The sequence below is a fragment of the Peribacillus sp. NPDC097225 genome (assembly GCF_044761955.1).
Lineage (GTDB): Bacteria > Bacillota > Bacilli > Bacillales > DSM-1321 > Peribacillus.
This window is the reverse complement of sequence record NZ_JBIWDJ010000001.1, coordinates 739,250-763,313: the sequence shown is the minus strand read 5'-3', so window position 1 is coordinate 763,313 and position 24,064 is coordinate 739,250. Positions and strand designations below refer to the sequence as shown.

Annotated in this window: 23 protein-coding genes; 17 read left to right on the top strand and 6 right to left on the bottom strand. The window is 43.7% G+C overall.

Going from position 1 to position 24,064, the window contains the following annotated elements; genetic code table 11:
* Positions 1-196: 196 nt before the first annotated feature.
* Both ACIQXH_RS03780 and argH read left to right on the top strand, forming a co-directional pair.
* Positions 197-1,402, top strand: a complete 1,206-nt coding sequence (locus ACIQXH_RS03780; protein WP_402874329.1) for an argininosuccinate synthase — start codon at positions 197-199, stop codon at positions 1,400-1,402.
* The gene (gene argH, locus ACIQXH_RS03775; RefSeq protein ID WP_402957731.1) at positions 1,399-2,778 is read left to right on the top strand and encodes an argininosuccinate lyase; all 1,380 of its coding nucleotides are present in this window, start codon (positions 1,399-1,401) and stop codon (positions 2,776-2,778) included. Before ACIQXH_RS03780 ends, argH begins: the two co-directional genes overlap by 4 nt.
* Positions 2,779-2,831: 53 nt before the next feature.
* Here argH and ACIQXH_RS03770 read toward each other — a convergent pair whose 3' ends face one another.
* Together ACIQXH_RS03770 and ACIQXH_RS03765 are read right to left on the bottom strand one after the other, a co-directional pair.
* On the bottom strand, positions 2,832-3,284 hold the full coding sequence (locus ACIQXH_RS03770; protein WP_402986602.1) for a universal stress protein: 453 nt from the start codon (positions 3,282-3,284) through the stop codon (positions 2,832-2,834).
* Positions 3,285-3,367: 83 nt separating this feature from the next.
* Positions 3,368-4,465, bottom strand: a complete 1,098-nt coding sequence (locus ACIQXH_RS03765) for a M24 family metallopeptidase (protein ID WP_402986600.1) — start codon at positions 4,463-4,465, stop codon at positions 3,368-3,370.
* Positions 4,466-4,579: 114 nt separating this feature from the next.
* Here ACIQXH_RS03765 and ACIQXH_RS03760 point away from each other — a divergent pair, with 114 nt between their 5' ends.
* The 3 genes from ACIQXH_RS03760 (at position 4,580) to ACIQXH_RS03750 (ending at position 7,049) form a co-directional block, all read left to right on the top strand.
* Positions 4,580-5,260, top strand: a complete 681-nt coding sequence (locus ACIQXH_RS03760) for a metal-dependent hydrolase (protein WP_402874340.1) — start codon at positions 4,580-4,582, stop codon at positions 5,258-5,260.
* Positions 5,261-5,433: 173 nt separating this feature from the next.
* Positions 5,434-5,661: a hypothetical protein gene (locus tag ACIQXH_RS03755; RefSeq protein WP_402874343.1), complete on the top strand. Its 228-nt coding sequence runs from the start codon at positions 5,434-5,436 to the stop codon at positions 5,659-5,661.
* 68 nt (positions 5,662-5,729) lie between these two features.
* Positions 5,730-7,049, top strand: coding sequence for a DRTGG domain-containing protein (locus tag ACIQXH_RS03750; protein ID WP_402874345.1), 1,320 nt, complete (start codon positions 5,730-5,732; stop codon positions 7,047-7,049).
* Between the two features lie 27 nt (positions 7,050-7,076).
* On the opposite strand, the gene ACIQXH_RS03745 is transcribed toward ACIQXH_RS03750, so the two are convergent.
* Positions 7,077-7,379, bottom strand: coding sequence for a YtpI family protein (locus ACIQXH_RS03745; protein ID WP_402874347.1), 303 nt, complete (start codon positions 7,377-7,379; stop codon positions 7,077-7,079).
* Positions 7,380-7,544: 165 nt separating this feature from the next.
* Between ACIQXH_RS03745 and ACIQXH_RS03740 the strand changes: the two genes are divergently transcribed.
* Positions 7,545-8,483 carry a DHH family phosphoesterase gene (locus tag ACIQXH_RS03740; protein ID WP_403122157.1) on the top strand — a complete coding sequence of 313 codons (939 nt, stop codon included), beginning with the start codon at positions 7,545-7,547 and terminating at the stop codon, positions 8,481-8,483.
* Positions 8,484-8,502: 19 nt separating this feature from the next.
* Here ACIQXH_RS03740 and ACIQXH_RS03735 read toward each other — a convergent pair whose 3' ends face one another.
* From ACIQXH_RS03735 to ACIQXH_RS03725, 3 genes are read right to left on the bottom strand one after another with little or no spacing between them, the layout of a single operon-like run.
* Complete coding sequence (locus ACIQXH_RS03735; RefSeq protein ID WP_402874354.1) at positions 8,503-8,886, bottom strand: VOC family protein; 384 nt, start codon at positions 8,884-8,886, stop codon at positions 8,503-8,505.
* A 20-nt stretch (positions 8,887-8,906) separates the two neighbouring features.
* Positions 8,907-9,410, bottom strand: coding sequence for a sporulation membrane protein YtrI (gene ytrI, locus ACIQXH_RS03730; RefSeq protein ID WP_402874357.1), 504 nt, complete (start codon positions 9,408-9,410; stop codon positions 8,907-8,909).
* Positions 9,407-9,685 carry a YtrH family sporulation protein gene (locus ACIQXH_RS03725; protein WP_402874635.1) on the bottom strand — a complete coding sequence of 93 codons (279 nt, stop codon included), beginning with the start codon at positions 9,683-9,685 and terminating at the stop codon, positions 9,407-9,409. Before ACIQXH_RS03725 ends, ytrI begins: the two co-directional genes overlap by 4 nt.
* On the opposite strand from ACIQXH_RS03725, the gene ACIQXH_RS03720 reads away from it, so the two are divergent.
* The 11 genes from ACIQXH_RS03720 (at position 9,570) to aceA (ending at position 24,039) form a co-directional block, all read left to right on the top strand.
* Positions 9,570-9,842, top strand: coding sequence for a hypothetical protein (locus ACIQXH_RS03720; protein WP_402874647.1), 273 nt, complete (start codon positions 9,570-9,572; stop codon positions 9,840-9,842). The genes ACIQXH_RS03725 and ACIQXH_RS03720 overlap by 116 nt on opposite strands.
* An 85-nt stretch (positions 9,843-9,927) precedes the next feature.
* Positions 9,928-13,287, top strand: coding sequence for a DNA polymerase III subunit alpha (gene dnaE / locus ACIQXH_RS03715; protein ID WP_402874360.1), 3,360 nt, complete (start codon positions 9,928-9,930; stop codon positions 13,285-13,287).
* Between the two features lie 110 nt (positions 13,288-13,397).
* Positions 13,398-14,639 carry an NADP-dependent malic enzyme gene (gene ystJ, locus ACIQXH_RS03710; protein WP_402874363.1) on the top strand — a complete coding sequence of 414 codons (1,242 nt, stop codon included), beginning with the start codon at positions 13,398-13,400 and terminating at the stop codon, positions 14,637-14,639.
* Between the two features lie 5 nt (positions 14,640-14,644).
* A complete protein-coding gene (locus ACIQXH_RS03705) occupies positions 14,645-15,274 on the top strand; it encodes a FadR/GntR family transcriptional regulator (RefSeq protein WP_402874365.1) in 630 nt (209 codons plus the stop codon).
* A gap of 91 nt (positions 15,275-15,365) precedes the next feature.
* A complete protein-coding gene (gene accD / locus ACIQXH_RS03700; protein WP_402874367.1) occupies positions 15,366-16,229 on the top strand; it encodes an acetyl-CoA carboxylase, carboxyltransferase subunit beta in 864 nt (287 codons plus the stop codon).
* The gene (gene accA, locus ACIQXH_RS03695) at positions 16,226-17,224 is read left to right on the top strand and encodes an acetyl-CoA carboxylase carboxyl transferase subunit alpha (RefSeq protein ID WP_402874370.1); all 999 of its coding nucleotides are present in this window, start codon (positions 16,226-16,228) and stop codon (positions 17,222-17,224) included. Before accD ends, accA begins: the two co-directional genes overlap by 4 nt.
* Before the next feature lie 274 nt (positions 17,225-17,498).
* The gene (pfkA, locus tag ACIQXH_RS03690) at positions 17,499-18,458 is read left to right on the top strand and encodes a 6-phosphofructokinase (protein WP_402874373.1); all 960 of its coding nucleotides are present in this window, start codon (positions 17,499-17,501) and stop codon (positions 18,456-18,458) included.
* 83 nt (positions 18,459-18,541) lie between these two features.
* Positions 18,542-20,302, top strand: coding sequence for a pyruvate kinase (gene pyk, locus ACIQXH_RS03685; protein ID WP_402874377.1), 1,761 nt, complete (start codon positions 18,542-18,544; stop codon positions 20,300-20,302).
* A gap of 81 nt (positions 20,303-20,383) precedes the next feature.
* Positions 20,384-20,776: an FxsA family protein gene (locus ACIQXH_RS03680; RefSeq protein ID WP_402874380.1), complete on the top strand. Its 393-nt coding sequence runs from the start codon at positions 20,384-20,386 to the stop codon at positions 20,774-20,776.
* A gap of 338 nt (positions 20,777-21,114) precedes the next feature.
* Positions 21,115-22,707, top strand: a complete 1,593-nt coding sequence (aceB, locus tag ACIQXH_RS03675) for a malate synthase A (protein WP_402874382.1) — start codon at positions 21,115-21,117, stop codon at positions 22,705-22,707.
* A 48-nt stretch (positions 22,708-22,755) separates the two neighbouring features.
* Complete coding sequence (aceA, locus tag ACIQXH_RS03670; RefSeq protein ID WP_402874385.1) at positions 22,756-24,039, top strand: isocitrate lyase; 1,284 nt, start codon at positions 22,756-22,758, stop codon at positions 24,037-24,039.
* Positions 24,040-24,064: the final 25 nt, after the last annotated feature.

Here is a 24,064-nt window from a genome sequence, read left to right as displayed (position 1 = left end):
AGTTTTCATACTCTTAGATTACTATATTTTAACCGATGTATCCATTGTGTAAATTATTTGGAATATCGAAAAAATTTTACTGAAATCAGTAAAATACCCCTTGTATTCCTTGTATAAAAATGATAAAGTACTAAACATAGATTGAATAAAAATAACAACGAATGAATTTTTATTCACACGAAAGGGACGATAAAACATGGGAAATCAAAAAGTAGTTTTAGCTTATTCTGGAGGATTAGATACCTCTGTTGCAATTAAATGGTTACAAGATCAAGGATACGACGTAGTGGCATGCTGTTTGGATGTCGGTGAAGGAAAAGATTTAGACTTTATTAAAGAAAAAGCAATCACTGTCGGAGCGGTTAGTTCTTATGTAATTGATGCAAAAGACGAATTCGCCGATGAATTCGCATTGACGGCTCTTCAAGCCCATACACTATATGAAGGAAAATATCCTTTAGTATCAGCTCTATCGCGTCCACTTATCGCGAAGAAGCTAGTGGAAGTGGCTGAAGAAGAAAATGCAGTAGCCGTTGCGCACGGTTGTACAGGAAAAGGAAATGACCAAGTGCGTTTCGAAGTATCCATTTCAGCTTTAAATCCTAATTTACAAGTTCTTGCACCTGTACGTGACTGGAGATGGTCTCGTGAAGAGGAAATTGAATATGCTGCCAAGAATGGAATTCCTGTTCCAATCGGTTTAGCCAGCCCTTACTCAATCGACCAAAACCTATGGGGAAGAAGTAACGAATGTGGAATCCTTGAAGATCCATGGGCTGCTCCTCCGGAAGAGGCATATGATCTGACAACAAGCCTTGAAAACACACCGGATACTGCCGATATCATTGAAATCGGATTTGAACAAGGTGTACCGGTTACACTGAACGACAAGAACTACAAATTGGCTGATTTGATTGTTGAATTGAATCAAATTGCCGGTAAACACGGTGTCGGACGTATCGACCACGTGGAAAATAGATTAGTAGGTATCAAATCTCGTGAAGTATACGAAGCTCCAGGTGCCATGACATTGATCGCTGCACATAAAGAACTTGAAGATATTACTTTGGTAAAAGAACTTGCCCATTTCAAACCAGTGATTGAGAAGAAAATGACGGAATTGATCTATGAAGGACTTTGGTTCTCACCACTTCAAAAAGCGTTGGCTGCATTCTTGAAAGAGACACAAGTGAACGTTACGGGTACTGTCCGTGTGAAACTGTTCAAAGGCCATGCCATTGTCGAAGGAAGAAAATCAGAGTACTCTCTATACAATGAAAAACTAGCAACCTATACAAAAGCGGACGAATTCGATCATGAGGCAGCAGTTGGTTTCATTAAATTATGGGGACTTCCAACGAAAGTGAACAGCATGGTCAACAACAAGAAGGTGACAGTGTGAGCAGCAAGCTTTGGGGAGGAAGATTCACGAAATCTGCCGAAGAATGGGTAGATGAGTTCGGGGCTTCCATATCCTTTGATCAGGAACTTGTCCTTGAAGATATTCAAGGCAGCTTGGCACATGTCACCATGCTGAAGACATGCCAGATCCTGCCTGAAGAGGACGCTGATCAGATCATTGTAGGACTGAAGGGTTTACAGGAAAAAGCGGAAAAAGGTGAATTGACTTTCAAGGTGGAGATGGAAGATATCCATCTTAACCTTGAAAGCATGCTCATTGAAGCGATCGGCCCGGTCGGAGGCAAATTGCATACTGGCAGAAGCCGTAACGACCAAGTAGCAACAGACCTTCATCTTTACATGCGCAACCAAACGAAAGTGATTCTGGAACTCATTAATGGACTCCAAGGAGCAATTTTGGAACAGGCTAAAAAGAATGTGGAAACACTCATTCCAGGGTATACGCATTTACAGCGTGCCCAGCCGATTTCATTCGCTCACCATTTAATGGCTTATTTCTGGATGCTGGAGCGCGATAAACAACGTTTCACTGAAAGCTTCAAGAGAATCAACATTTCTCCATTGGGTGCAGGAGCGCTTGCTGGGACGACTTTTCCGATTGACCGTGCGTTAAGTGCAGAGCTACTTGGCTTTGATGGTATATATGAAAATAGTCTGGATGCAGTGAGTGATCGTGATTTCGCCCTGGAATTCATGAGTAACAGCGCAACGATGATGATGCATTTATCTCGTTTCAGCGAAGAAATCATTCTTTGGTCAAGCCAGGAATTCCAATTCGTTGAACTGGATGATGCTTTCTCAACGGGAAGCAGCATCATGCCACAAAAGAAAAACCCTGATATGGCGGAGCTGATCCGCGGTAAAACAGGACGGGTTTACGGGAATCTAACAGGGTTACTGACTGTATTAAAAGGACTGCCACTTGCTTATAACAAAGATATGCAAGAAGATAAAGAAGGCGTTTTTGATACGGTTAAAACGATTGTTGGTTCACTTAAAATCTTCGCAGGCATGATTTCAACGATGAAAGTGAAAAAAGACGTGATGGAAAAAGCAACGAAAAATGACTTTTCCAATGCAACCGAATTGGCCGATTATCTGGCTTCGAAAGGCATGCCTTTCCGTAAAGCCCATGAAGTCGTCGGCAAACTTGTTTTATTCTGTGTACAAAATGGCTGCTATTTAGTTGACCTTAGCATGGAACAATTCAAGGAGGCATCCGAGTTGTTTGAAGAGGATATTTACGACGCATTAAATCCATACGAAGCAGTTAAACGCCGTAATAGTGCAGGCGGTACTGGGTTTGCCCAAGTGCAGCTTGCGATTGAAAAAGCGGAGAAACTCATAAGTGAATAACAAATGAAAAGATCGTACACCGATTTGGTGTACGATCTTTTTTAAAAAAAATTTTAGTTTTTATCAGTACGGACAATGATGACATCACAATTTGAGTGGCGAACAATACCTTCTGATACGCTTCCAATCAAGAAACGTTCAACGGCATTAAGTCCAGTCGCACCACAAACGATTAAATCAATCGTATGTTTTTTCGCTAAGTCTCTTGGTATTTTGACTTTAGGAGAACCATACTCCACTTCCGTAATTACGTTAGTGATGCCAGAGGCAACCGCTTCTGTTTTATACTTTTCCAATAAGTCATTGGCAAAGGTTTCAGAACGATCGCGGATAGTCATATCGTAAGCTTCGATAGTCGGGAAATTCCTGGTGTCGACGATATGAGCCAGAACTAGTGTCGCGTTACTTAGTTTTGCAAGGTATATCGCTTTTTTTAAGGCCCATTCTGCTTCTTCAGAACCGTCCACCGCTACAAGGATATTTTTATAATCTATCGTACCCATCATGAATCTCCTCCTTCTACTTCACTCCCATTATACTATAATTTTCCTTATTCAATTGTAACAAATTTACGAATTTTTGGTGAAGTCTATCTTAATATTTGGAGGCTTTTCGGATATTTGGTCAAGACTTCACAACCTGTTTCGGTTATATACAGATCATCCTCTATCCTCACGCCTGCCACCTCCGGAACATAGATACCTGGTTCGATTGTATAAACCATGCCCTTTTGCAACTTAAGTGAATTCGTTTCCTTTAACGATGGATATTCATGGACGCTAATGCCAAGTCCGTGCCCAAGACGGTGTGGGAAATAGTCGCCGTAGCCTTTGTTCTGGATGATGCTTCTGGCAGTCCGGTCGATCTCGGAACAAGCAACACCGGGTTTGCTTGCTGCAATGGCAGCTTCCTGCGCGTTTCGAACCGTTTCATAGATCTCGGCTTGCTTGTCATTGATGTCCCCGAACGCGACGGTCCTGGTGATGTCTGAGCAATACCCTTCATATACGACACCTAGATCAAAAAGAACGAGGTCACCACGCTGAACTTTCGATGCCCCTGGCGTTCCATGAGGCGAAGCTCCATTCTTTCCAGTCAGGACCATTGTAGAGAATGACATGTGGCTAACGCCGACCTTCTTCATTTCGAATTCAATTGCAGCCAGGATTTCCATTTCGGTTTTCCCTTCACGGATTTCGCTGACTCCGACTTCGATAGCCACGTCGGCAAGTCGGCAGGCTTCACGAATCTTGACCATTTCATCTTCGGATTTGATCATTCGCATCTTTTGTAGCTTCTCCTCGGCTGAAACGAGTACCGGCGCATCAAAATGATGCTGTATGTTTTCATAGCGTTCCACATTCATATGTTGTTTTTCAATCGCGATTTTCTTCAAGGATAATCCACGTTGACTAACCGCTTTCTGGATTTTCAACCATGGATCTTCGATATCGGTGTAGCCAATGATCTCGCCTTGCCATCCAGCATTCTTGGCATCAGGCACTTCCATTTGCGGACAAACCAAAAATGGCTCTGCATTCGTGAAAATGGCTAGTGCCAGCAGTCTTTCATTCGGGTCACTAAAGAATCCACTGCAATAAAAGACGTTTTCGGTAGAAGTTAGAATGGCTGCGTCCAACTCATTGGTTTGCAACCAGTTTTGTATTTCATTCAAATGTTTATTCATGACGATTCCTCCATAGATAGGATATAATTACCTTAGCAATAACTATTTAAATAGTAAATGGTAAAGCTTTTGAAAAAATTCAAAAAAGTGTGTATCGGAAAGGAGCATCATTTAATGAAAGTATCTTTTCATGGACATGCCATCGTGAAAGTGGAGACCAATGGCAAGACGATTCTTTTTGACCCATTCATCACTGGAAATGAACTAACGGATCTAAAGGTGGCGGACGTAAAGCCGGATGTAATCATCTTAACACATGGTCATAATGATCACATTGGTGACACGGTGGAATTAGCGAAAAAGCACGATGCCCTTGTCATCGGAATTGCTGAAATAGCCGTTTATTTAGGAAACCAAGGCGTCAGGACACATGGCATGAGCATTGGTGGTGCTTATGAATTTGATTTTGGCACAGTGAAGTTGACCCCTGCATTTCATGGAACCGGATTCAATACGGCAGATGGTCAGATCATCTATCTAGGGATGCCTGCCGGCGTATTGTTGACTGTAGAAGGAAAAACGATCTATCATGCTGGTGACACGGCCGTTTATTCCGACATGAAACTGATTGGGGAAAGACATCCGATTGACCTGGCATTTCTGCCTATCGGCGATAACTTCACAATGGGGCCGGAAGATGCAGCGCTTGCCGCAAAATTTCTCCAGGCGAAGCAGGTCGTGCCGATCCACTACAACACGTTCCCGGTCATCAAACAGGATCCTAACAAATTCATCGATATACTAGAAGCAAAAAATGGACTGGTTATGGAACCCGGAGATGCAATCGATTTATAATGACACAACAACAGGGGCCTGATTCGGAGGCTCCTTTTTATATAGGAAATGAATAATCAAGAAGCATGGATGTAGTATGTCTCGACGACAAGCTTAAAAATCCCCTGTAGGCTCCATTCTTTTTATTCATCCTCTTGCATAAAATTAAGGGATGGAATGAAGGAGGGGGTTGGATGAAGCAAAGGTTATTGCTCTGTTTGCTTTTATGCGGTGTGATGCTGTATTATGCAGTTCCGCGCCTATCGTTGGAAAGCGGGGGCCCAGAGAGTTTGTTTGGGGGAACTTGGCTTTTGTTCGCGCTATTAGCCGTGGCGGGGAATTTGACAGGCATTCTGTATTCACCTGCAAAACGGAAAGTGAAACGGCAGCATCAAAAGAAAAGGTTGCGTGAATATCAGTAGTTGTTTGATAATCTAGGCTCTTTGACCTTATAATGGGATATAGGAATACCGTGAAAAGGGTGAAGCGCTTGGCTACAAAGCATGAACAAATATTAAAACATATCGATGGACTTCCGGTTGGTGAAAAGATTTCCGTCCGCCAGATTGCCAAAGTCCTGAATGTAAGTGAGGGCACGGCATACCGTGCGATTAAAGAGGCGGAGAATCAAGGCTATGTAAGTTCCATTGAGCGGGTCGGCACGATCCGTATTGAGAAAAAGAAAAAAGAGAATATTGAGAAGCTAACGTTTGCCGAGGTAGTCAATATAGTTGATGGACAAGTCTTAGGTGGAAAAACGGGTCTTCATAAAACGTTAAATAAATTCGTTATCGGTGCGATGAAGCTTGAAGCGATGATGAGATATACGGGTGCAGGAAACCTGTTGATTGTAGGGAATCGTACCCAGGCGCATGAGCACGCATTAAAAGCAGGTGCAGCGGTGCTGATTACCGGTGGGTTCGATGCCGAAGAATCCGTTAAGATATTGGCCGATGAATTGGAGATGCCGGTCATTTCAACGAGTTACGATACCTTTACTGTCGCGACCATGATCAATCGGGCCATTTATGACCAATTGATCAAAAAGGAAATCCTATTGGTAGAGGATATTTTGACGCCCGTTCAGGAAACGACCTTCTTAACCGTGGGTGATCGGGTTCAAAATTGGCATGAATTGAATCAGGAGTCGGGTCATAGCCGTTTCCCTGTCGTTGATGAAAACATGAAGGTTCAGGGTATGGTCACCTCAAAAGATGTCATGGGCCAAGAAGAAACGACGCTCATTGATAAGGTGATGACGAAGAATCCGATGACCGTAGGCGACAAAATGAGTGTTGCCTCATCTGCCCATATGATGGTGTGGGAAGGGATCGAGTTGATCCCAGTCGTTAGTGACAGTCACATCCTGAAAGGGATCGTGAGCAGGCAGGATGTACTGAAGGCGTTACAGATGAGCCAAAGACAGCCACAGGTCGGTGAAACGATTGACGATACGATCACGAGTCAGCTGGTGATGACGTCAAACCAAGGCAAGGGACAAGAAGTGTATAGCTATGGTGTTACACCTCAAATGACCAATTATCTTGGTACGATTTCAAGTGGGGTGTTCACGACACTGGTTACGGATTCAGCCAATCGTGCGCTCAGAGGCTACAAACGAGGCGATTTAGTCGTTGAAAATATGACGATTTACTTCATCAAGCCTGTTCAGATCGACAGTACGCTTGAAATTCATCCTCGTGTCCTGGATGTGGGGCGTAAGTTCGGGAAAGTGGATGTCGAGGTATTTAACCAAGGCAAGCTTGTAGGGAAAGCCATGCTGACATGTCAGTTGCTTGATCGTTCTTAACTAGCGAAAGAGGATAATCGAATTCGATTATCCTCTTTGATTTGTGGCTTCTTCAATGGCATGTGGGAGGTAGAACTTATACATTTTATAACCGCCCCAAACGCTGAATAGTCCGACAACAATGAATACGGCAGCAATGATGTATGTAACGGTCGTTTGGAAAAGGAAAAGCTGATTGACTCCAAATAAGGCTACAAAGGCACCGAGGGCAATGGATGATTTTCCTGAAATCCACTTTTTCTCCATCGGCATTTTCGTGCGTACCATTTTAATTTTGTAAAATACATAAATCCCTAGTGACAGAACGATCAAGGTGACAAGGATAGGCATGGTTTATAATTCCCCCAATTTAACATATGTACCTTATTATTGTAGCGGGAAACTCTGGAGATTGCCACCTAAAACAAGATGAGCCTTCCTATTTCGCCAATTTTTTGATTAAATAAAATATATCGTCTTAATTTGTACAATAACATATATAAAAAGGAGATTTATATGAAGGCTGAAATTTTAGCAGATATAAAGCGTTATGATACGATTATCATTCATCGCCATGTCCGGCCTGACCCGGATGCTTATGGTTCGCAAGGGGGATTGGCTGAAATTCTGAAGGCGTCATTTCCTGAGAAGCGCATTTTCACGGTCGGGAAAGAAGAGCCTTCGTTACATTATTTAAGGAGGCTTGATGTGATTTCGGATGAAATGTACCAAGGGGCTTTGGTCATCGTTTGTGACACCGCCAATACTGACCGAATCTGCGACAGCCGTTATCCGACAGGGGAAAAGCTGATCAAGATTGATCACCATCCAAACGAAGATCCCTATGGAGACATGCGTTGGGTCGATACGTCCGCTAGCTCGACGAGTGAAATGATTTATGAATTTTATCTATTTGGTAAAAATCAAGGATTGAAGATGAGCGATGAGGCAGCCCGTCTACTTTATGCAGGTATCGTTGGTGATACGGGACGTTTTCTTTTTCAAAGCACGACCGAGAAAACATTCGCCTATGCAAGTGAGTTGATTCATTATTCATTCTCCCGTCCACAGTTATATCAAGAGATGTATGATGTCGATGAAAGCATTACCCGCCTGAATGGTTATGTGCTGCAAAACTTCGAGATTCTACCAAACGGAACAGGGAAGATGCTCATCACGAAGGATATCCTGGAAAAATTTCATGCGACGCCTTCAGAAGCCTCCCAGCTTGTCTCCTCGCTGGGTTCGATTAAAAACGTGAAATCTTGGGTCTTTTTCATTGAAGAAGAAAAGGAGATCCGGGTTCGTTTCCGTTCTAAAGGTCCAATCATCAACATGATCGCCAGGAAATACAATGGTGGCGGACACCCATTTGCAGCAGGGGCCTCTATTTATTCTTGGGATGCAGTGGATGATATTTTGGCTGATCTAGAAGAGGTAAACAAAGCAGAATAAGAAAAGCAAAAAGACCAAATCATCTTGAATTTGGTCTTTTGCCATGTAGATATTCACGATGTTGGGAAATTTTTAGCTGGTTGCCATCGGGATCTTTGAAATTGAACCATCGGTCATGTTCGATTCCTGTTGTACATTCTACTTTCCCTTTCATATATTCATACGCTTCGATGACGTTCGTCGTGTTGAAGTGAAAGGGAGGGACTTTGAAAATGCGATCTTCGGAAAATATCTTACTGTCCAAAACAATGCCCGTTCCGATCATAGGCAAGGCATACAGGTGCCCGAATAAAATATCTCCGGTCACCGGAATGCCCAACAGGTCAGAATACCAATCGCGGGCCACTTCAATATTACGAACCGGGATAAAGACCGTACCGATTTGGTTTAAGATTGGGTTCATCGTTCACCTCTCCAATGGCATCATTTCGCCCTCTTGATTGTGAGTTCAATATTCATTTTTGTATAAAACATAATTTCATTGACTTCCAGTTCGTACCGTTTCTTATTAATCTCGATGATTTTGTTTTCAATCGACTTCTTAAGCAACACTTTTCCGTTATATACACTAACGACATCTTTAGCGAGAAGGGAAGAGAGGTCATCTTCTATGACATCCTCGGCATCGGCGATACTCAGCTTATCGAGGCTGTAAAATTGCCCGTTGGTGATTTTCACCTCGACTTCTTGAATCGTTAAAATCTCTTCGTTTTGCTGATTTAATTTTTTGTAATCCTGCTCCCAAATCGCGATTTTTTCGGTCAAATCCTTCATCTCTTCTCTTTGCTCATGAATGATCCGGATCTGCGTTTCCTGCTGCACTCCGTACATGTAAAAGAAAATCACCCAGCTGAGCAGTCCGCCTAATGCTGCACCGGCAAAAAAACGCTGCCAGGTGGGAAGCCGATGATAAGGGGGGATCCTCATGGTGAAATATGCTCCTGTGTGAACCAATTGATGATTAACGCTCCTGTCTGTGCACCCCCGAGGGCGGAGAGGATCAATAGCACCTGCTTCACGATATCCTTTGTTTGTCCGTGGAAAATGCCACGTTCAAAATTATAGACCATATCGAAGGTCCCTCCGATGGCAGCGACGATCGCCCAAATCCTTAGGCTGTCCGATAAGCGGAAAACGGTCGTCATCGGGGCTTGTCCCGTGAAAAAAGCCGCCAGTCCGCCAATGATCGACCCGCCAAGCAAAACGCCGAGCGCGATGAAAAAACTGTTGATAAATGCCGGAACAAAGGCTTCGTTCATGTATCATCATCCTTTTTGGCTTGATATTCTTCTACTCTATTTATATGGGAAGCGCGGAGGTAATATGATAGCCTGTGAAAATCAAAGTGGACGAACCTGATTGGCAATGAGAACATATTTTCTTTTTTTGAAATAAACACTATAATAAAAAGAAACATGCCCTTTCAAAGGTGGGAGAAAAAAACGTGTATACACATCTCCATATTCAGAGCGGATACAGCCTGCTGAGCAGTACGGTGAAAATTCGTGAACTTGTGGCTAAAGCGAAAGCGGATGGCTGTACGAGTCTAGCATTAACCGACCGAAATGTTATGTATGGATCGGTTTATTTTTATAAGGAATGCAAAAAACAGGGGATAAAACCGATTATCGGGATTCTCGCGGATGTTCTAGATGAACAAGATGCCGCACATCCTCTTCTTTTACTAGCAAGAAATCTTCAAGGCTACCAAAACCTGCTGAAAATAAGCAGTGCTATCAAAACGAAATCTCCGTCGGGCATTCCATTTAATTGGCTTAAAGCCTATTCTTCGGGATTGATTGCGCTTTCCCCGGGTGCGGAAGGGCAAATCGAAAGGTTATTGGAAGAAGAAAGGCCCGAGGAGGCGAGGAAAGCTGCCGAGCAATTTTTGAAAGTGTTCGGACATGATAACTTTTATTTATCCCTTCAACGGCTGGATATTGCCAAGGAGGAGCAGCAAATACAAGCAATCTGTCAATTGGCCAAAGAGCTGAAAATCGAGCTTGTAGCGACGAACCCGGTCTATTACTTGAACCAAAGTGATGCACTGGCACATGAAGCGCTACTGGCCATCGGTAATGGCGACAAGCTGGCGGACGAAACGAGGGTGGTGCTTCCATCCACACAGTTTTATATGAAAAGCCGTGCTGAAATGGCTGAACGGTTCAGTGACTTGCCGGATGCCCTTCAAAATACGCTACATATAGCCGCGCAATGCAATCTTACTATTCCTTTTCATCGTTCCCTGCTACCCAAATACCCTACAGCAACTGGAGTTACGGCTGAAGAAATGCTCGAAACCCTCTGCTTCCAGGGCTTGAAGAAACGAATACCTGAACCATCTATCCAATATGAAGAGCGTCTGCGCTTTGAATTGGCTGTCATTAAGCAAATGAAATTCAGCGATTATTTCTTAATCGTTTGGGATTTCATGAAATTTGCAAGGGACCACCAGATTTTGACGGGGCCGGGACGGGGGTCTGCAGCAGGATCGATGGTCGCCTACGTTCTGTCGATTACGGATGTCGATCCAATCGAACATTCTCTGCTGTTCGAGCGATTTCTAAATCCTGAGCGGGTAACGATGCCCGATATCGATATTGACTTCCCGGATAACCGCCGCGAGGAAGTGATTGCTTATGTCGCGAAGAAATACGGGGAATTGCATGTTGCCCAAATCATCACATTTGGTACTTTAGCCGCAAAGGCGGCGTTGCGTGATACCGGACGCGTCTTCGGTTTGAATACAAAAGAGCAGGAAATGGTATCGAAAATGATCCCGGGACGCCTTGGGATTACCTTGCCTGAAGCGTTAAAAGAATCCAAACGATTACAGGACTTCATAAAGGAAAGTGAGCGGAACCAGAAGCTTTTTGAAACGGCACTTCTGCTTGAGGGGCTTCCACGCCATACCTCCACACATGCGGCTGGTGTCGTCATAAGCGATCAGGCGCTCACTGAGCATATCCCGATTCAGGAAGGGCATGATGGCATCCACCTGACTCAATATCCAATGGACCTCCTCGAGGAACTCGGCCTTCTGAAAATGGATTTTCTAGGTCTGCGCAATTTAACGCTCCTGGATAATATTTTGAAAAACATCCAAAAGGGGATGGGGAAAAAACTGAATTTGTCCCATATACCCATGGATGATCCGCAGACCCTGTCCATGCTGGGACGGGGTGAAACGACGGGCGTGTTCCAGTTCGAATCGGATGGGATACGGAAGGTGTTAATGAACCTGAAGCCAAACCGGTTTGAAGATATCGTCGCGGTCAATGCCTTATATCGTCCAGGTCCCATGGAAAACATTCCACTTTTCATCGAGCGCAAACACGGGCTGGTCCCAATAGAATATCACCATCCGGATTTGAAGGAGATTCTCGATCCTACATACGGCGTCATCGTATATCAGGAACAGATCATGCAGATTGCATCACGACTTGCCGGTTTCTCCCTGGGAGAGGCCGATTTATTAAGGCGTGCCGTCTCGAAGAAGAAAAAGGAAGTATTGGACCAGGAGAGGGAGCATTTCGTGAATGGTGCCTTGAAGCAAGGGTATTCCGAGAAAACAGCGGACGATATCTATACCCTGATTGTCCGGTTTGCCAATTATGGATTCAACAGGAGCCATGCTGTAGCATACAGTGTCATTGCCTATCAGCTTGCCTATTTAAAAACTCATTTTCCTGAGTATTTCATGGCTGCCCTCATGACCTCTGCCGTCGGAAATGATGATAAGATTGCCCAGTATGTCCGTGAAGCCAAGAAGAAAGGCATTTCCGTGCTGCCTCCTTCCATTAATGAAAGCGGCTATCCTTTTTTACCGGAGAAAGAAGGGATTCGATTCAGTCTTGGTGCCATAAAAGGAATCGGTGGGACGGTCCTGAAGGAAATCTTTGCGGCTAGACGCCAAAAGAAATTCGGGGACCTATTCGATTTCTGTTTGCGGGTGTCGGGAAAAATCGTCAATCGAAAGGTATTGGAAGCATTGGTGCATTCAGGTGCCTTTGATGAATTTGGCGAAGACCGTGCCACCTTGCTTGCTAGCCTGGATGTCGCAATCAGCCATACCGAATTGGTCAATCCGGATGATGATTTATTCGATATGTTTTCGGATGGCGAATTCTCGCTAAAGCCTAAATACAATCATGTCGATCCAATTCCGGTGGAGGACAAGTTATCCTTTGAAAAGAGTGTACTGGGCCTATACCTTTCCAATCATCCCGTGACGAGCTATAAAGGAATTTTCGGCCACTTCGGTTGCTTGACCATCGATGAAGCATTAAGTAAAAAAGAGGCAAAGATCCTGCTTGGCGTGTACATCACGGCGGTTAAGACCATTCGTACGAAAAAGGGGGATGTGATGGCATTCTTGACTGTCAGTGATGAAGAAGGCGATATTGAAGCCGTCGTATTCCCCAATGTGTATAAAAACTACTCTGCCATCTTGAATCACGGACAGTTGGCCATGCTTCAAGGTACATTGGAGGAGCGGAGCGGAAAAACGCAGCTCATCATCCAATACGTCTATCCGTTGGACCAAGTGAAAAATATGGCACAGAAAAAAAACGGAACGCTTTTCTTGAAGATTGAAGCGGAAAAGCAAACAAAAGACACTCTTCAAAAAATAAAAAAAATATTAATCCAGCATACTGGCGAAACGAAGGTCATGCTATTTTATGAGCGGGAAAACCGCTATGTACAGCTATCCTATTGGGATTGGGTCAACCCGAGCGATAAGTTAATCGATCTTTTAAATGGATTGTTAGGAAAAGGAAATGTCGTTTATAAGAGAGAATAACTATTTTACAACTTTATCAGGTATGTTATATTGAATGCAGGCCCATGTGGTCTGACCACTAGATTTCAGCATAATTTCCGGGTTGCCCAATTCGTTCTAGGAGTGAGAATATGACATTAAGAGAAGAAGCATTACATATGCATCGCTTGAATCAAGGGAAATTAGAAACCGTTTCGAAAGTACCAGTTAGGAATGCAGTGGATTTAAGCTTGGCTTATTCTCCTGGTGTCGCCGAACCATGTAAGGAAATTTACGAAAAACCTGAAACCGTTTATGACTATACAATGAAAGGGAATACGGTAGCCGTTATTTCTGATGGAACGGCAGTGTTGGGCCTAGGCAATATCGGTCCTGAAGCCGCCTTGCCTGTCATGGAAGGCAAAGCTGTCTTGTTCAAGAGTTTTGCGGGAGTGGATTCATTTCCAATCTGTTTAAAAACGACGGATGTGGATAAGATTGTAGAGACCGTCAAATTGCTCGAACCGACATTCGGCGGAGTGAACCTAGAAGATATTGCAGCACCGAATTGTTTTGAAATCGAAGAACGATTAAAAAAAGAAATGAATATCCCTGTATTTCATGATGATCAGCACGGTACAGCAATTGTAACCGTGGCCGGTCTTGTAAATGCTTTGCGTCTTGTAGGAAAATCGATAACGGAAATTAAAGTCGTGGCCAGTGGTGCCGGAGCGGCAGGCATTGCCATCATAAAGTTGCTTTATAGCTATGGAGTGCGTGACATTATCATGTGTGACACGAAAGGTGCCATCTATGAAGGGCGTACGTTAGGTATGAATGATATAAAAGAACAAGTAGCGAAAGTAACCAACCGGGATAAGGTTCAAGGAAACCTTGCGACTGTTATCAAGGGAGCGGACGTATTCATCGGTGTGTCTGCCGCGGGAGCTTTGAATAAGGATATGATTTCTTCCATGAACGAAGATCCAATCATTTTCGCCATGGCTAATCCCAATCCTGAAATCATGCCGGAGGAAGCGAAAGCTGCGGGTGCCAAAGTGGTGGGGACAGGTCGCTCTGACTTCCCAAACCAGGTCAATAATGTACTGGCTTTCCCTGGAATCTTTCGAGGCGCTTTAGATGTACGTGCCACACATATCAATGAAAAAATGAAGGTGGCGGCTGTACAGGCGATTGCCGGTTTAATAGAAGAGCATGAACTTCATGAAGACTATGTTATTCCCGCCCCTTTTGATGCTAGAGTTGCACCTGCAGTCGCTGCAGCCGTGGCAAAGGCAGCTATGGAAACCGGGGTTGCAAGAATTCACGCGGATCCAGAACAAATTAAAGAAAAAACAAGAAAACTAGCAAACATTGGACAAAGTGAGGAATAACTAATTTGGCAGAACGTACTTCTTCAACCAAAATTTATCTCGATGTTGTGGAAAGCCTACGGAGCATGATTGAAGCGGATAACCTCTTACCGGGCGATAAAATTCCTTCTGAACGGGAGTTATCCGACCGTCTGAATGTTGGACGTTCATCTGTCCGTGAAGCATTGCGAGCACTAGAGCTTTTAGGATTGATAGAAACTAGACGTGGTGAAGGAACGTTTATTAGGGATTTCCAGGAGCATAAGTTAGTCGAGCTTCTGGGAACCTTTTTTTTGCAAGATAAAAAAGTTCAAGAAGATTTAGCCGAGACCAAACGGTTAATTGAAATCGATTGTTTGAAGATCGTGGCCTTCTTCGCCACGGCCCAAGAGGTTAAATCGTTAATGGACTGGGTCAAGGTAGAAGAATTCCATGATGATGATTTCTTCTTGAGGATCGCCATATTAAATCGCAATCGTTTGCTTGAAAGAATTTGGCGTATTGTCAACAGCTATGCTAGAGCATCAGAGCAAATCAAAACAAAAACGAAAAAAGAAGATTATCTTTTGTTGCTTACATATTTGCTTGAACGTGATGAAGAAAAAGCCATCGAAGCATACCTTACTAAAATCAGAAATTTGTCGAAGGAAGAGTGACAGCATTTTACACGATTTTGAATATATTTCTGATATAGTTTGGACCAAAGTTTCTTTAAAAAGAGGTTTGGTGGCAAAGGGAGGATTAGACTTGCTTAAAGAGCTATTTGCAAAATCTAAGAAGAAATATGCAACGGTTCCTTTAGATCGTGAAAAACAGGATGTACCTGAAGGAATTATGACGAAGTGCCCAGGTTGCAAAAAAATCATGTATACAAAAGAATTAGTGAAAAACGTAAAAGTCTGTTTGCATTGTGGGTTCCATCATTCCATGTCCTCTCATGAGCGCATAGAATTTCTTTTCGACGCCAATAGTTTCACTGAATTTGATAAAGAAATGATTTCCGTTAACCCCCTTCAGTTCCCGGATTATCTGGAAAAGCTGGAAAAGGATAAAGTGAAGGCCAAAATTAATGAGGCAGTGGTTACAGGGGTAGGAAGCATAAATGGTTTCCAAATATCAACGGCCATCATGGATTCCAATTTCCGGATGGGAAGTATGGGGTCCGTCGTTGGGGAAAAAATCACACGGGCGATTGAACGGGCCGGCGAATTGAAGATACCGTTCATCATTTTTACCGCATCTGGTGGGGCGCGAATGCAAGAAGGTGTTCTGAGCCTCATGCAAATGGCCAAAACAAGTGCTGCCCTTAAAATGTTCAGCAATGAAGGTGGATTGATCATTTCGATGATGACCCATCCTACAACTGGTGGCGTTTCAGCCAGCTTTGCATCTCTTGGGGATATTAACCTTGCAGAACCTGGTGCCCTGATAGGGTTCGCTGGAAGACGGATCATTGAACAAACGATCCATGAAGATCTTCCTGAAGATTTCCAAACAGCTGAATTTTTGATGAAGCATGGCCAATTGGATGCTGTGGTTAAACGGACGGAAATGAAAGATACCTTGACAACGATCCTGAAAATTCATGCCCCGGGTGGTGAATGGTTATGATTTACGAATTGGAATTTGAACGCCCTGTCACAGAGCTTCGAAGCAAGATTAAAGAACTAAGGGAAATAACAAAGGGAGCAGATGTTGATTTGACAGCTGAAATTGAAAGCTTGGAACAGCGTCTCGAGAAGTTGGAAACGGACATTTATAATAACTTAAAGCCGTGGGATCGCGTGCAAATCGCTCGTCACCCAGCTCGTCCGACAACACTTGATTATATCCCTCTTATATTTAATGAGTTCATGGAATTCCATGGTGACCGATATTATGGTGATGATGAAGCCATCGTAGCCGGCATCGGGGAATTTGATGGACGTGCTGTGACCATCATCGGCCATCAGCGTGGTAAGGATACAAAGGAAAATATCCGTCGTAATTTTGGTATGCCTCATCCTGAAGGTTATCGAAAGGCTTTACGTCTGATGAAACAGGCCGAAAAGTTCAATCGCCCCATCATTTGTTTCATAGATACGAAGGGTGCCTTCCCTGGTAAAGCAGCGGAAGAGCGTGGCCAGAGTGAAGCCATCGCAAAAAACCTTTTTGAAATGGCAGGACTTAATGTACCTGTTATCAGTATTGTCATTGGTGAAGGTGGAAGTGGTGGTGCTTTGGCTCTAGGAGTAGCGGATCGGATTTATATGCTGGAGAACTCCACCTATTCTGTCATTTCTCCTGAAGGAGCAGCAGCTATCTTGTGGAAGGATGCTTCCCAAGCCAAGCGTGCAGCCGAAACGATGAAAATCACGGCTCCTGACCTCAACCGATTGGGAGTCATTGATGAAATCATTCCTGAAGTGAAAGGCGGGGCCCATCGCGATGCCGAGGAGCAAGCCAAAGCGATTAAGGATATGTTGAAGCAATCAATCAATGAGCTTCTTTCCCTGAATAGTGAGGAACTGATCAATCAGCGTTATATGAAATTTAAAAATATCGGTGAATATGAATTTGAAGGACAGCCAGAAGGACCGATACTGGAAGTAAAACAACATTCATAAATACATGGCCAAGAAAAAACGTGCTGCCGGCAGGCAACACGTTTTTTCAACCTTAATATGATACTTAAATACCCAGGTGACTAAATTGATTCCTATTTTGGGAAATAAAACAATCTTTAACGCAATTTACTTCAATTTCTGTTCAGAATACGTTAGTCTTAATACATTGGATTAAGCAGTAAGAAGAGTTCCTTGCTTATCTTAGGTGAAAAAAGGGTACAATGAGGTTATTGAAAAGTTTTATGTCATTAGCGCAGTAGGAGAGGTGAACATAATGAAAAAAATAGGGGTATTAACAAGTGGAGGGGATTCTCCAGGCATGAATGCTGCAGTCCGGGCAGTCGTCCGGAAAGCGATTTTTCATGAGATGGAGGTCTATGGCATCTACCATGGCTATGAAGGGTTGATCAATGGCGACATAAGACGTCTTGAGCTTGGTTCTGTCGGGGATATCATACACCGCGGAGGCACGATGTTACATACTGCCCGCTGTCCTGAATTCAAAACGGAAGAGGGACAGTTAAAGGCAATTGAACAACTGAAAAAAGTGGGTATTGAGGGCATCGTCATCATTGGCGGTGACGGGTCTTACCTTGGAGCGAAGGCATTGACGGAACGAGGTTTTCCTTGCATTGGCGTTCCGGGAACGATCGATAACGATATTCCGGGAACGGACTTTACGATTGGTTTTGATACAGCCCTTAATACGGTCATCGATGCGATTGATAAAATCAGGGATACAGCGACTTCCCACGAACGGACGTATGTGGTTGAAGTGATGGGCCGAAACGCCGGTGACATTGCTCTTTGGGCCGGTCTTGCAGGAGGGGCTGAGACCATTTTATGCCCGGAATACGATTTCGATATGGAAGAGATGATAGGAAAGCTGAACCGGGGACATGAACGCGGGAAAAAGCATAGTATCATCGTTGTGGCAGAAGGTGTAGGCAGTGCCATGGAGATTTCCAAACAGATAGAAGCGAAAGCAGGGTTCGAAACGCGTGTTACGGTTCTGGGTCATGTACAACGTGGCGGCTCTCCTACTGCGTCTGACCGTGTGTTGGCAAGCAGGCTTGGCGCCCGCGCAGTCGAATTGCTTCTTGAAGGTTTAGGTGGCAGGGCTGTGGGCATTGAGGAAAATAAACTGGTTGATTACGATATCATCGATGCCTTATCGAAGAAGCACACGATTGATAAGAAAATGTATGACCTATCAGAAGAATTGTCTATTTAAATGATTGAAAAAAATATGTTTAATACTACGTCACTCTCCGTCATATGGCGGTAGAGGACGAGTTTCTTTAGGAGGTTGACACCATGCGCAAAACTAAAATTGTATGTACCATTGGGCCAGCTAGTGAAAGTGTAGAAAAATTGGCTCAATTAATCGAGGCAGGGATGAATGTAGCACGTCTTAATTTTTCCCACGGTAATCATGAGGAACATGCTGCAAGAATTCGCAATATAAGAGAAGCATCAGAGAAAACGGGGAAACAGGTCGCTATCTTGCTTGATACAAAAGGTCCTGAAATACGGACGAATAACATGGAGAATGACTCGATCGAGTTGACGGCAGGTAAAGAAGTAACGATTTCGATGCAAGAAGTTTTGGGGACACCAGAGAGATTCTCCATTACCTATGAAGGGCTTCTATATGATGTACAAGCTGGATCTAGAATTTTGCTGGACGATGGCTTGATTGGTCTTGAAGTGTTAGCAATTGATGAAACAAAAAAAGAAATTCATACGAAAATCCTAAACAGCGGTACATTGAAAAATAAAAAAGGCGTCAACGTTCCTGGCGTTTCCGTAAACTTGCCAGGGATCACGGAAAAAGATGAAAAGGACATCCTTTTCGGTATCGAACAAGGAATCGATTTCGTGGCCGCTTCTTTCGTCCGCAGGGCGTCGGATGTACTGGAAGTCCGGGAATTGTTGCAACAAAATAAAGCAGAGCATATTCAAATCATCCCTAAAATTGAAAACCAGGAAGGCGTGGACCGTCTCGATGAAATTTTAGAAGTAGCTGATGGTTTGATGGTTGCGCGTGGTGATCTAGGTGTTGAAATCCCTGCGGAAGAAGTGCCACTTGTTCAAAAAGATATGATCAAGAAATGTAACAATGCAGGCAAACCGGTCATTACCGCTACACAAATGCTTGATTCTATGCAGCGTAATCCACGTCCGACACGAGCTGAGGCAAGTGATGTGGCGAATGCGATTTTCGATGGAACGGATGCCATCATGCTTTCTGGTGAAACAGCTGCGGGAACTTACCCAGTCGAAGCCGTTCAGACTATGCATAATATTGCTTCACGTGCAGAAACAGCGCTTAATTATCGGGATATCCTTACAAGGAATAGTAAGTCGGATCGACATAATGTGACAGATGCCATTGGGGAATCCGTTGCACATACTGCGCTTAACCTTAATGCAGGTGCAATCATCACACCGACTGAAAGTGGTCATACGGCACGGATGATTTCTAAGTATCGTCCAAAAGCGCCTATCATTGCCGTTACCTCTAATGAAGATGTTTCAAGACGGCTTGCATTGGTCTGGGGCGTTTATCCGCAGATGGGACCTAAAGCAGAGACGACAGATGATATGCTCCAAACAGCGATTGACCAAAGCCTGGAATCCGGAATCGTTTCCCATGGGGATTTAGTGGTGATTACCGCTGGTGTGCCTGTAGGTGAAATAGGGACGACTAACTTGATGAAAATTCATGTGTTAGGAGAGGTTCTATTGAAGGCTCAAGGAATCGGTAGGAAAACAGCGAAGGGTGAAGTGGTCGTTGCCAAGAATGCCAAGGAAGCCTTAGAAAAAGTACAAGAAGGATCTGTTTTGGTTACAATCGGTTCGGATCGTGAAATGATGCCGGCAATAGAAAAGTGTGCCGCATTGATTACTGAAGAAGGCGGTTTGACTAGCCATGCGGCAGTTGTCGGCGTTACCTTAGGCATTCCTGTCATTGTCGGGGCTGATAATGCGACAAAGGCCTTTAAGGATGGACAGAGAATAACGGTCGATGCCAGCCGTGGAATCATTTATGATGGTCATGCCAAAGTTTTGTAAAACAAAATTTTGGATGAAATCCAATCGTTGATGTAAGATAGGTGTACCGCACCAGAAGTGGGCTGTGCAGGAGGAATGTAAATGAAGTACTTTTTATTGTTTATCATTGCGATGCCGATCATTGAGATTATTGTCCTCTTATTATCTGGCAATCTGATTGGGTTTTGGCCAACGCTGTTCCTAATTGTAGCCACTGGTTTAATCGGAGCTTATTTGGCTAAACGCCAAGGAATGGAAATATGGAAAAAGGCACAGGGTCAGGTTCGTCAAGGGATGATGCCTGGAAATGAAATCGTCGATGGAATCTGTATCTTCATCGGATCCGCTCTGTTGCTATCACCCGGACTGATTTCGGATGTCTTGGGATTGATCCTGGTATTTCCACCCACCCGTAATCTTCTAAAACCAATTGTTATTCGGATTATGATGAACAGGATGAATAAAGGAAAAGTAACGATCATTCAACATAAATAGAAAAAGGCTATCCACAAAGATAAGAATGTGGATAGCCTTTTTTGCGTTCACCCCATAAATGCTTCCACATATGAAGGAAATCTTGCCACTCAAAATCTTAACTGTTTCATGCAAAAAATGGACAAGGAAGAAAGAAAGAAATAAAAAAACAGAATATTTTCAATTATTTTTCTAATGGAAATGCCTATATACCAGGCTTTCTGTAGTCAATTAATATCTTTTTTTAAAAAAGTTGGAAAAGTAGGTGACAAATTTATACAGCGTGTTATATAATACAAACAGGAAATAAAATAACTGTATTATAACATATAAGAGTTTGAAAGGATGTGGAAAGCAACATGATTACTGAAGCAAAAGGTTTACAAATAACAGGGGATATCAAGCCTGGATATGAACAAATACTTACTACGGAAGCGCTTCAATTCATTGAACGGATTGAACGGCAGTTCGGTGCAAGGAGAAGGGAACTGTTAGAGCGACGTAAAACGGTCCAAGAGGAAATAAACCAAGGAAAGCAGCTTGATTTCCTGGAGGAAACGAAACATATCCGTGAAGGTGATTGGACAATCGCTCCCCTCCCGAAGGACTTGCAAGACCGCAGGGTTGAAATTACAGGGCCGGTTGATCGTAAGATGATCATCAATGCATTAAACTCAGGGGCTTGCGTGTTTATGGCAGACTTTGAAGATGCCAACTCGCCTACTTGGGAAAATTGCATAGATGGGCAACTGAACTTGAGGGATGCCATCCGCGGTACCATCTCATTTGAAAATCCAAACGGTAAAGTATATAGATTGAATGAAAAAACGGCAGTCTTGAAAATCAGACCCCGTGGCTGGCACTTGGAAGAAAAACACGTTCTATTAAATGGACAGCCTATATCCGCCAGCATATTCGACTTCGGTCTTTACTTTTATCATAATGTGAAAGCATTGATCGAAAATGGAAGTGGTCCATACTTCTATCTTCCGAAGATGGAAAGTCATCTCGAAGCCAGATTATGGAATGACATCTTTGTCTATGCCCAGAATGATTTAAGAATTCCGCAGGGGACAATTAGAGCGACGGTACTAATTGAAACGATTCTTGCAGCATTCGAAATGGACGAAATCTTGTATGAGTTGAAAGAACACTCAGCAGGCCTAAACTGCGGTCGCTGGGATTACATCTTCAGCTTCCTGAAGAAATTCCGTCACTCAGAGGACGTAATCTTCCCAGATCGATTACAGGTTACAATGACGGTTCCGAACATGAGAGCTTACTCCCTTCTCGCAATCAAGACTTGCCACACCCGTAATGCTCCGGCAATCGGTGGAATGGCTGCCCAAATTCCGGTCAAGAATGACCCGGTCAAGAATGATGAGGCGTTCGCGAAGGTTCGTGCGGATAAAGAACGTGAAGCGAGAGATGGGCATGACGGTACATGGGTCGCTCATCCAGGCATGGTCAGTACTGCGAAAGAAGTGTTTGACCTTCTTGTTCCGAAACCGAATCAAATTTACCGCAAACGTGAAGATGTAGAAGTGACGGCTAAAGATTTGCTGGAAGTCCCAGAAGGATCCATTACGGAGGCTGGCTTACGGACAAATATAAACGTCGGCATTCAGTATATCGCTTCCTGGTTATGTGGTAGAGGAGCGGCTCCTATCAATAACTTGATGGAAGATGCCGCTACAGCAGAAATTTCCCGCGCTCAAGTGTGGCAGTGGATTCGTCATCCTAAAGGCATACTAGAAGATGGCAGGAAAGTGACGGAAGAATTATTCCATCAAATTAAAGAGGAAGAATTGGAAGTCATTAAATCCGAGATTGGTGAAGAAGCTTTCAAAACAGGGAAATTTGAAGAATCTACTAAACTATTCGAAGAATTGATTGTGGCTGAAGACTTCGCTGATTTCTTAACGAATCCAGCATACGAAAAATTATCTTAATATTCTATCAATTATGAACGTACTATAAACTATTAGGGGGAAAATATAATGACGAACGAAAGAGTAGAGCAATTACAACAAAGCTGGGAAACTGATTCAAGATGGAATGGAATTAAACGTACGTATACAGCTGAGGAAGTTATCAAATTAAGAGGGTCCATTGACATCGAGCAAACCTTAGCGCGTCGGGGAGCTGAAAAACTATGGAATCTCCTGAAACAAGAAGATTTCATCAATGCACTAGGAGCATTGACTGGTAACCAAGCGATGCAACAAGTAAAAGCGGGTTTAAAGGCCATCTATTTAAGTGGTTGGCAAGTGGCTGCAGATGCGAATATCGCTGGCCAGATGTACCCGGATCAAAGCTTATACCCAGCAAACTCTGTACCACAAGTCGTTAAACGCATCAATCAAACACTGCAACGGGCCGATCAAATCAGCTTTGCTGAAGGAAAAGACGATATCGATTGGTTTGCCCCTATCGTAGCTGATGCGGAAGCAGGTTTTGGTGGAGCCCTTAATGTTTTCGAACTAATGAAAGGGATGATCGAAGCTGGAGCTGCCGGTGTTCACTTTGAAGATCAGCTTTCCTCCGAGAAAAAATGTGGCCATTTAGGTGGGAAAGTGCTTCTTCCAACACAAATTGCCGTACGTAACCTGATTTCTGCCCGCTTGGCTGCAGACGTAATGGGAACACCGACTATATTGATTGCTCGCACGGATGCTGACGCCGCTGACTTGATCACGGATGATATCGATCCAGTCGATGCCCCATTCATCACAGGCGAACGTACTCCAGAAGGATTCTACCGCACGAAAGCGGGACTTGACCAAGCGATTGCTCGTGGCCTGGCTTATGCACCATACGCTGACCTTATCTGGTGTGAAACGTCCGAGCCAAACCTTGCAGATGCCCGTCGTTTTGCCGAAGCGATTCATGCTGAGTTCCCAGGAAAACTACTAGCATACAATTGCTCGCCATCGTTTAACTGGAAAGCGAAATTGAGTGATGAGGAAATTGCGAGCTACCAAGTCGAATTAGGGAAACTGGGTTACAAATTCCAATTCGTTACACTTGCTGGATTCCATTCATTGAACCATAGCATGTTTAACCTTGCTCTTGGATACAAAGACCGTGGAATGGCAGCATACTCAGAACTTCAACAAGCAGAATTCGCTAGTGAAGGGGACGGCTATACGGCAACTCGTCACCAACGCGAGGTTGGAACTGGATACTTCGATGAAGTGGCACAGGTTGTATCTGGTGGAACTTCTTCTACAACAGCACTTGCTGGTTCTACTGAAGCTGAACAATTCGAAACATCAAAATAAGAGATAGATAGAAAAAATCCGCCCC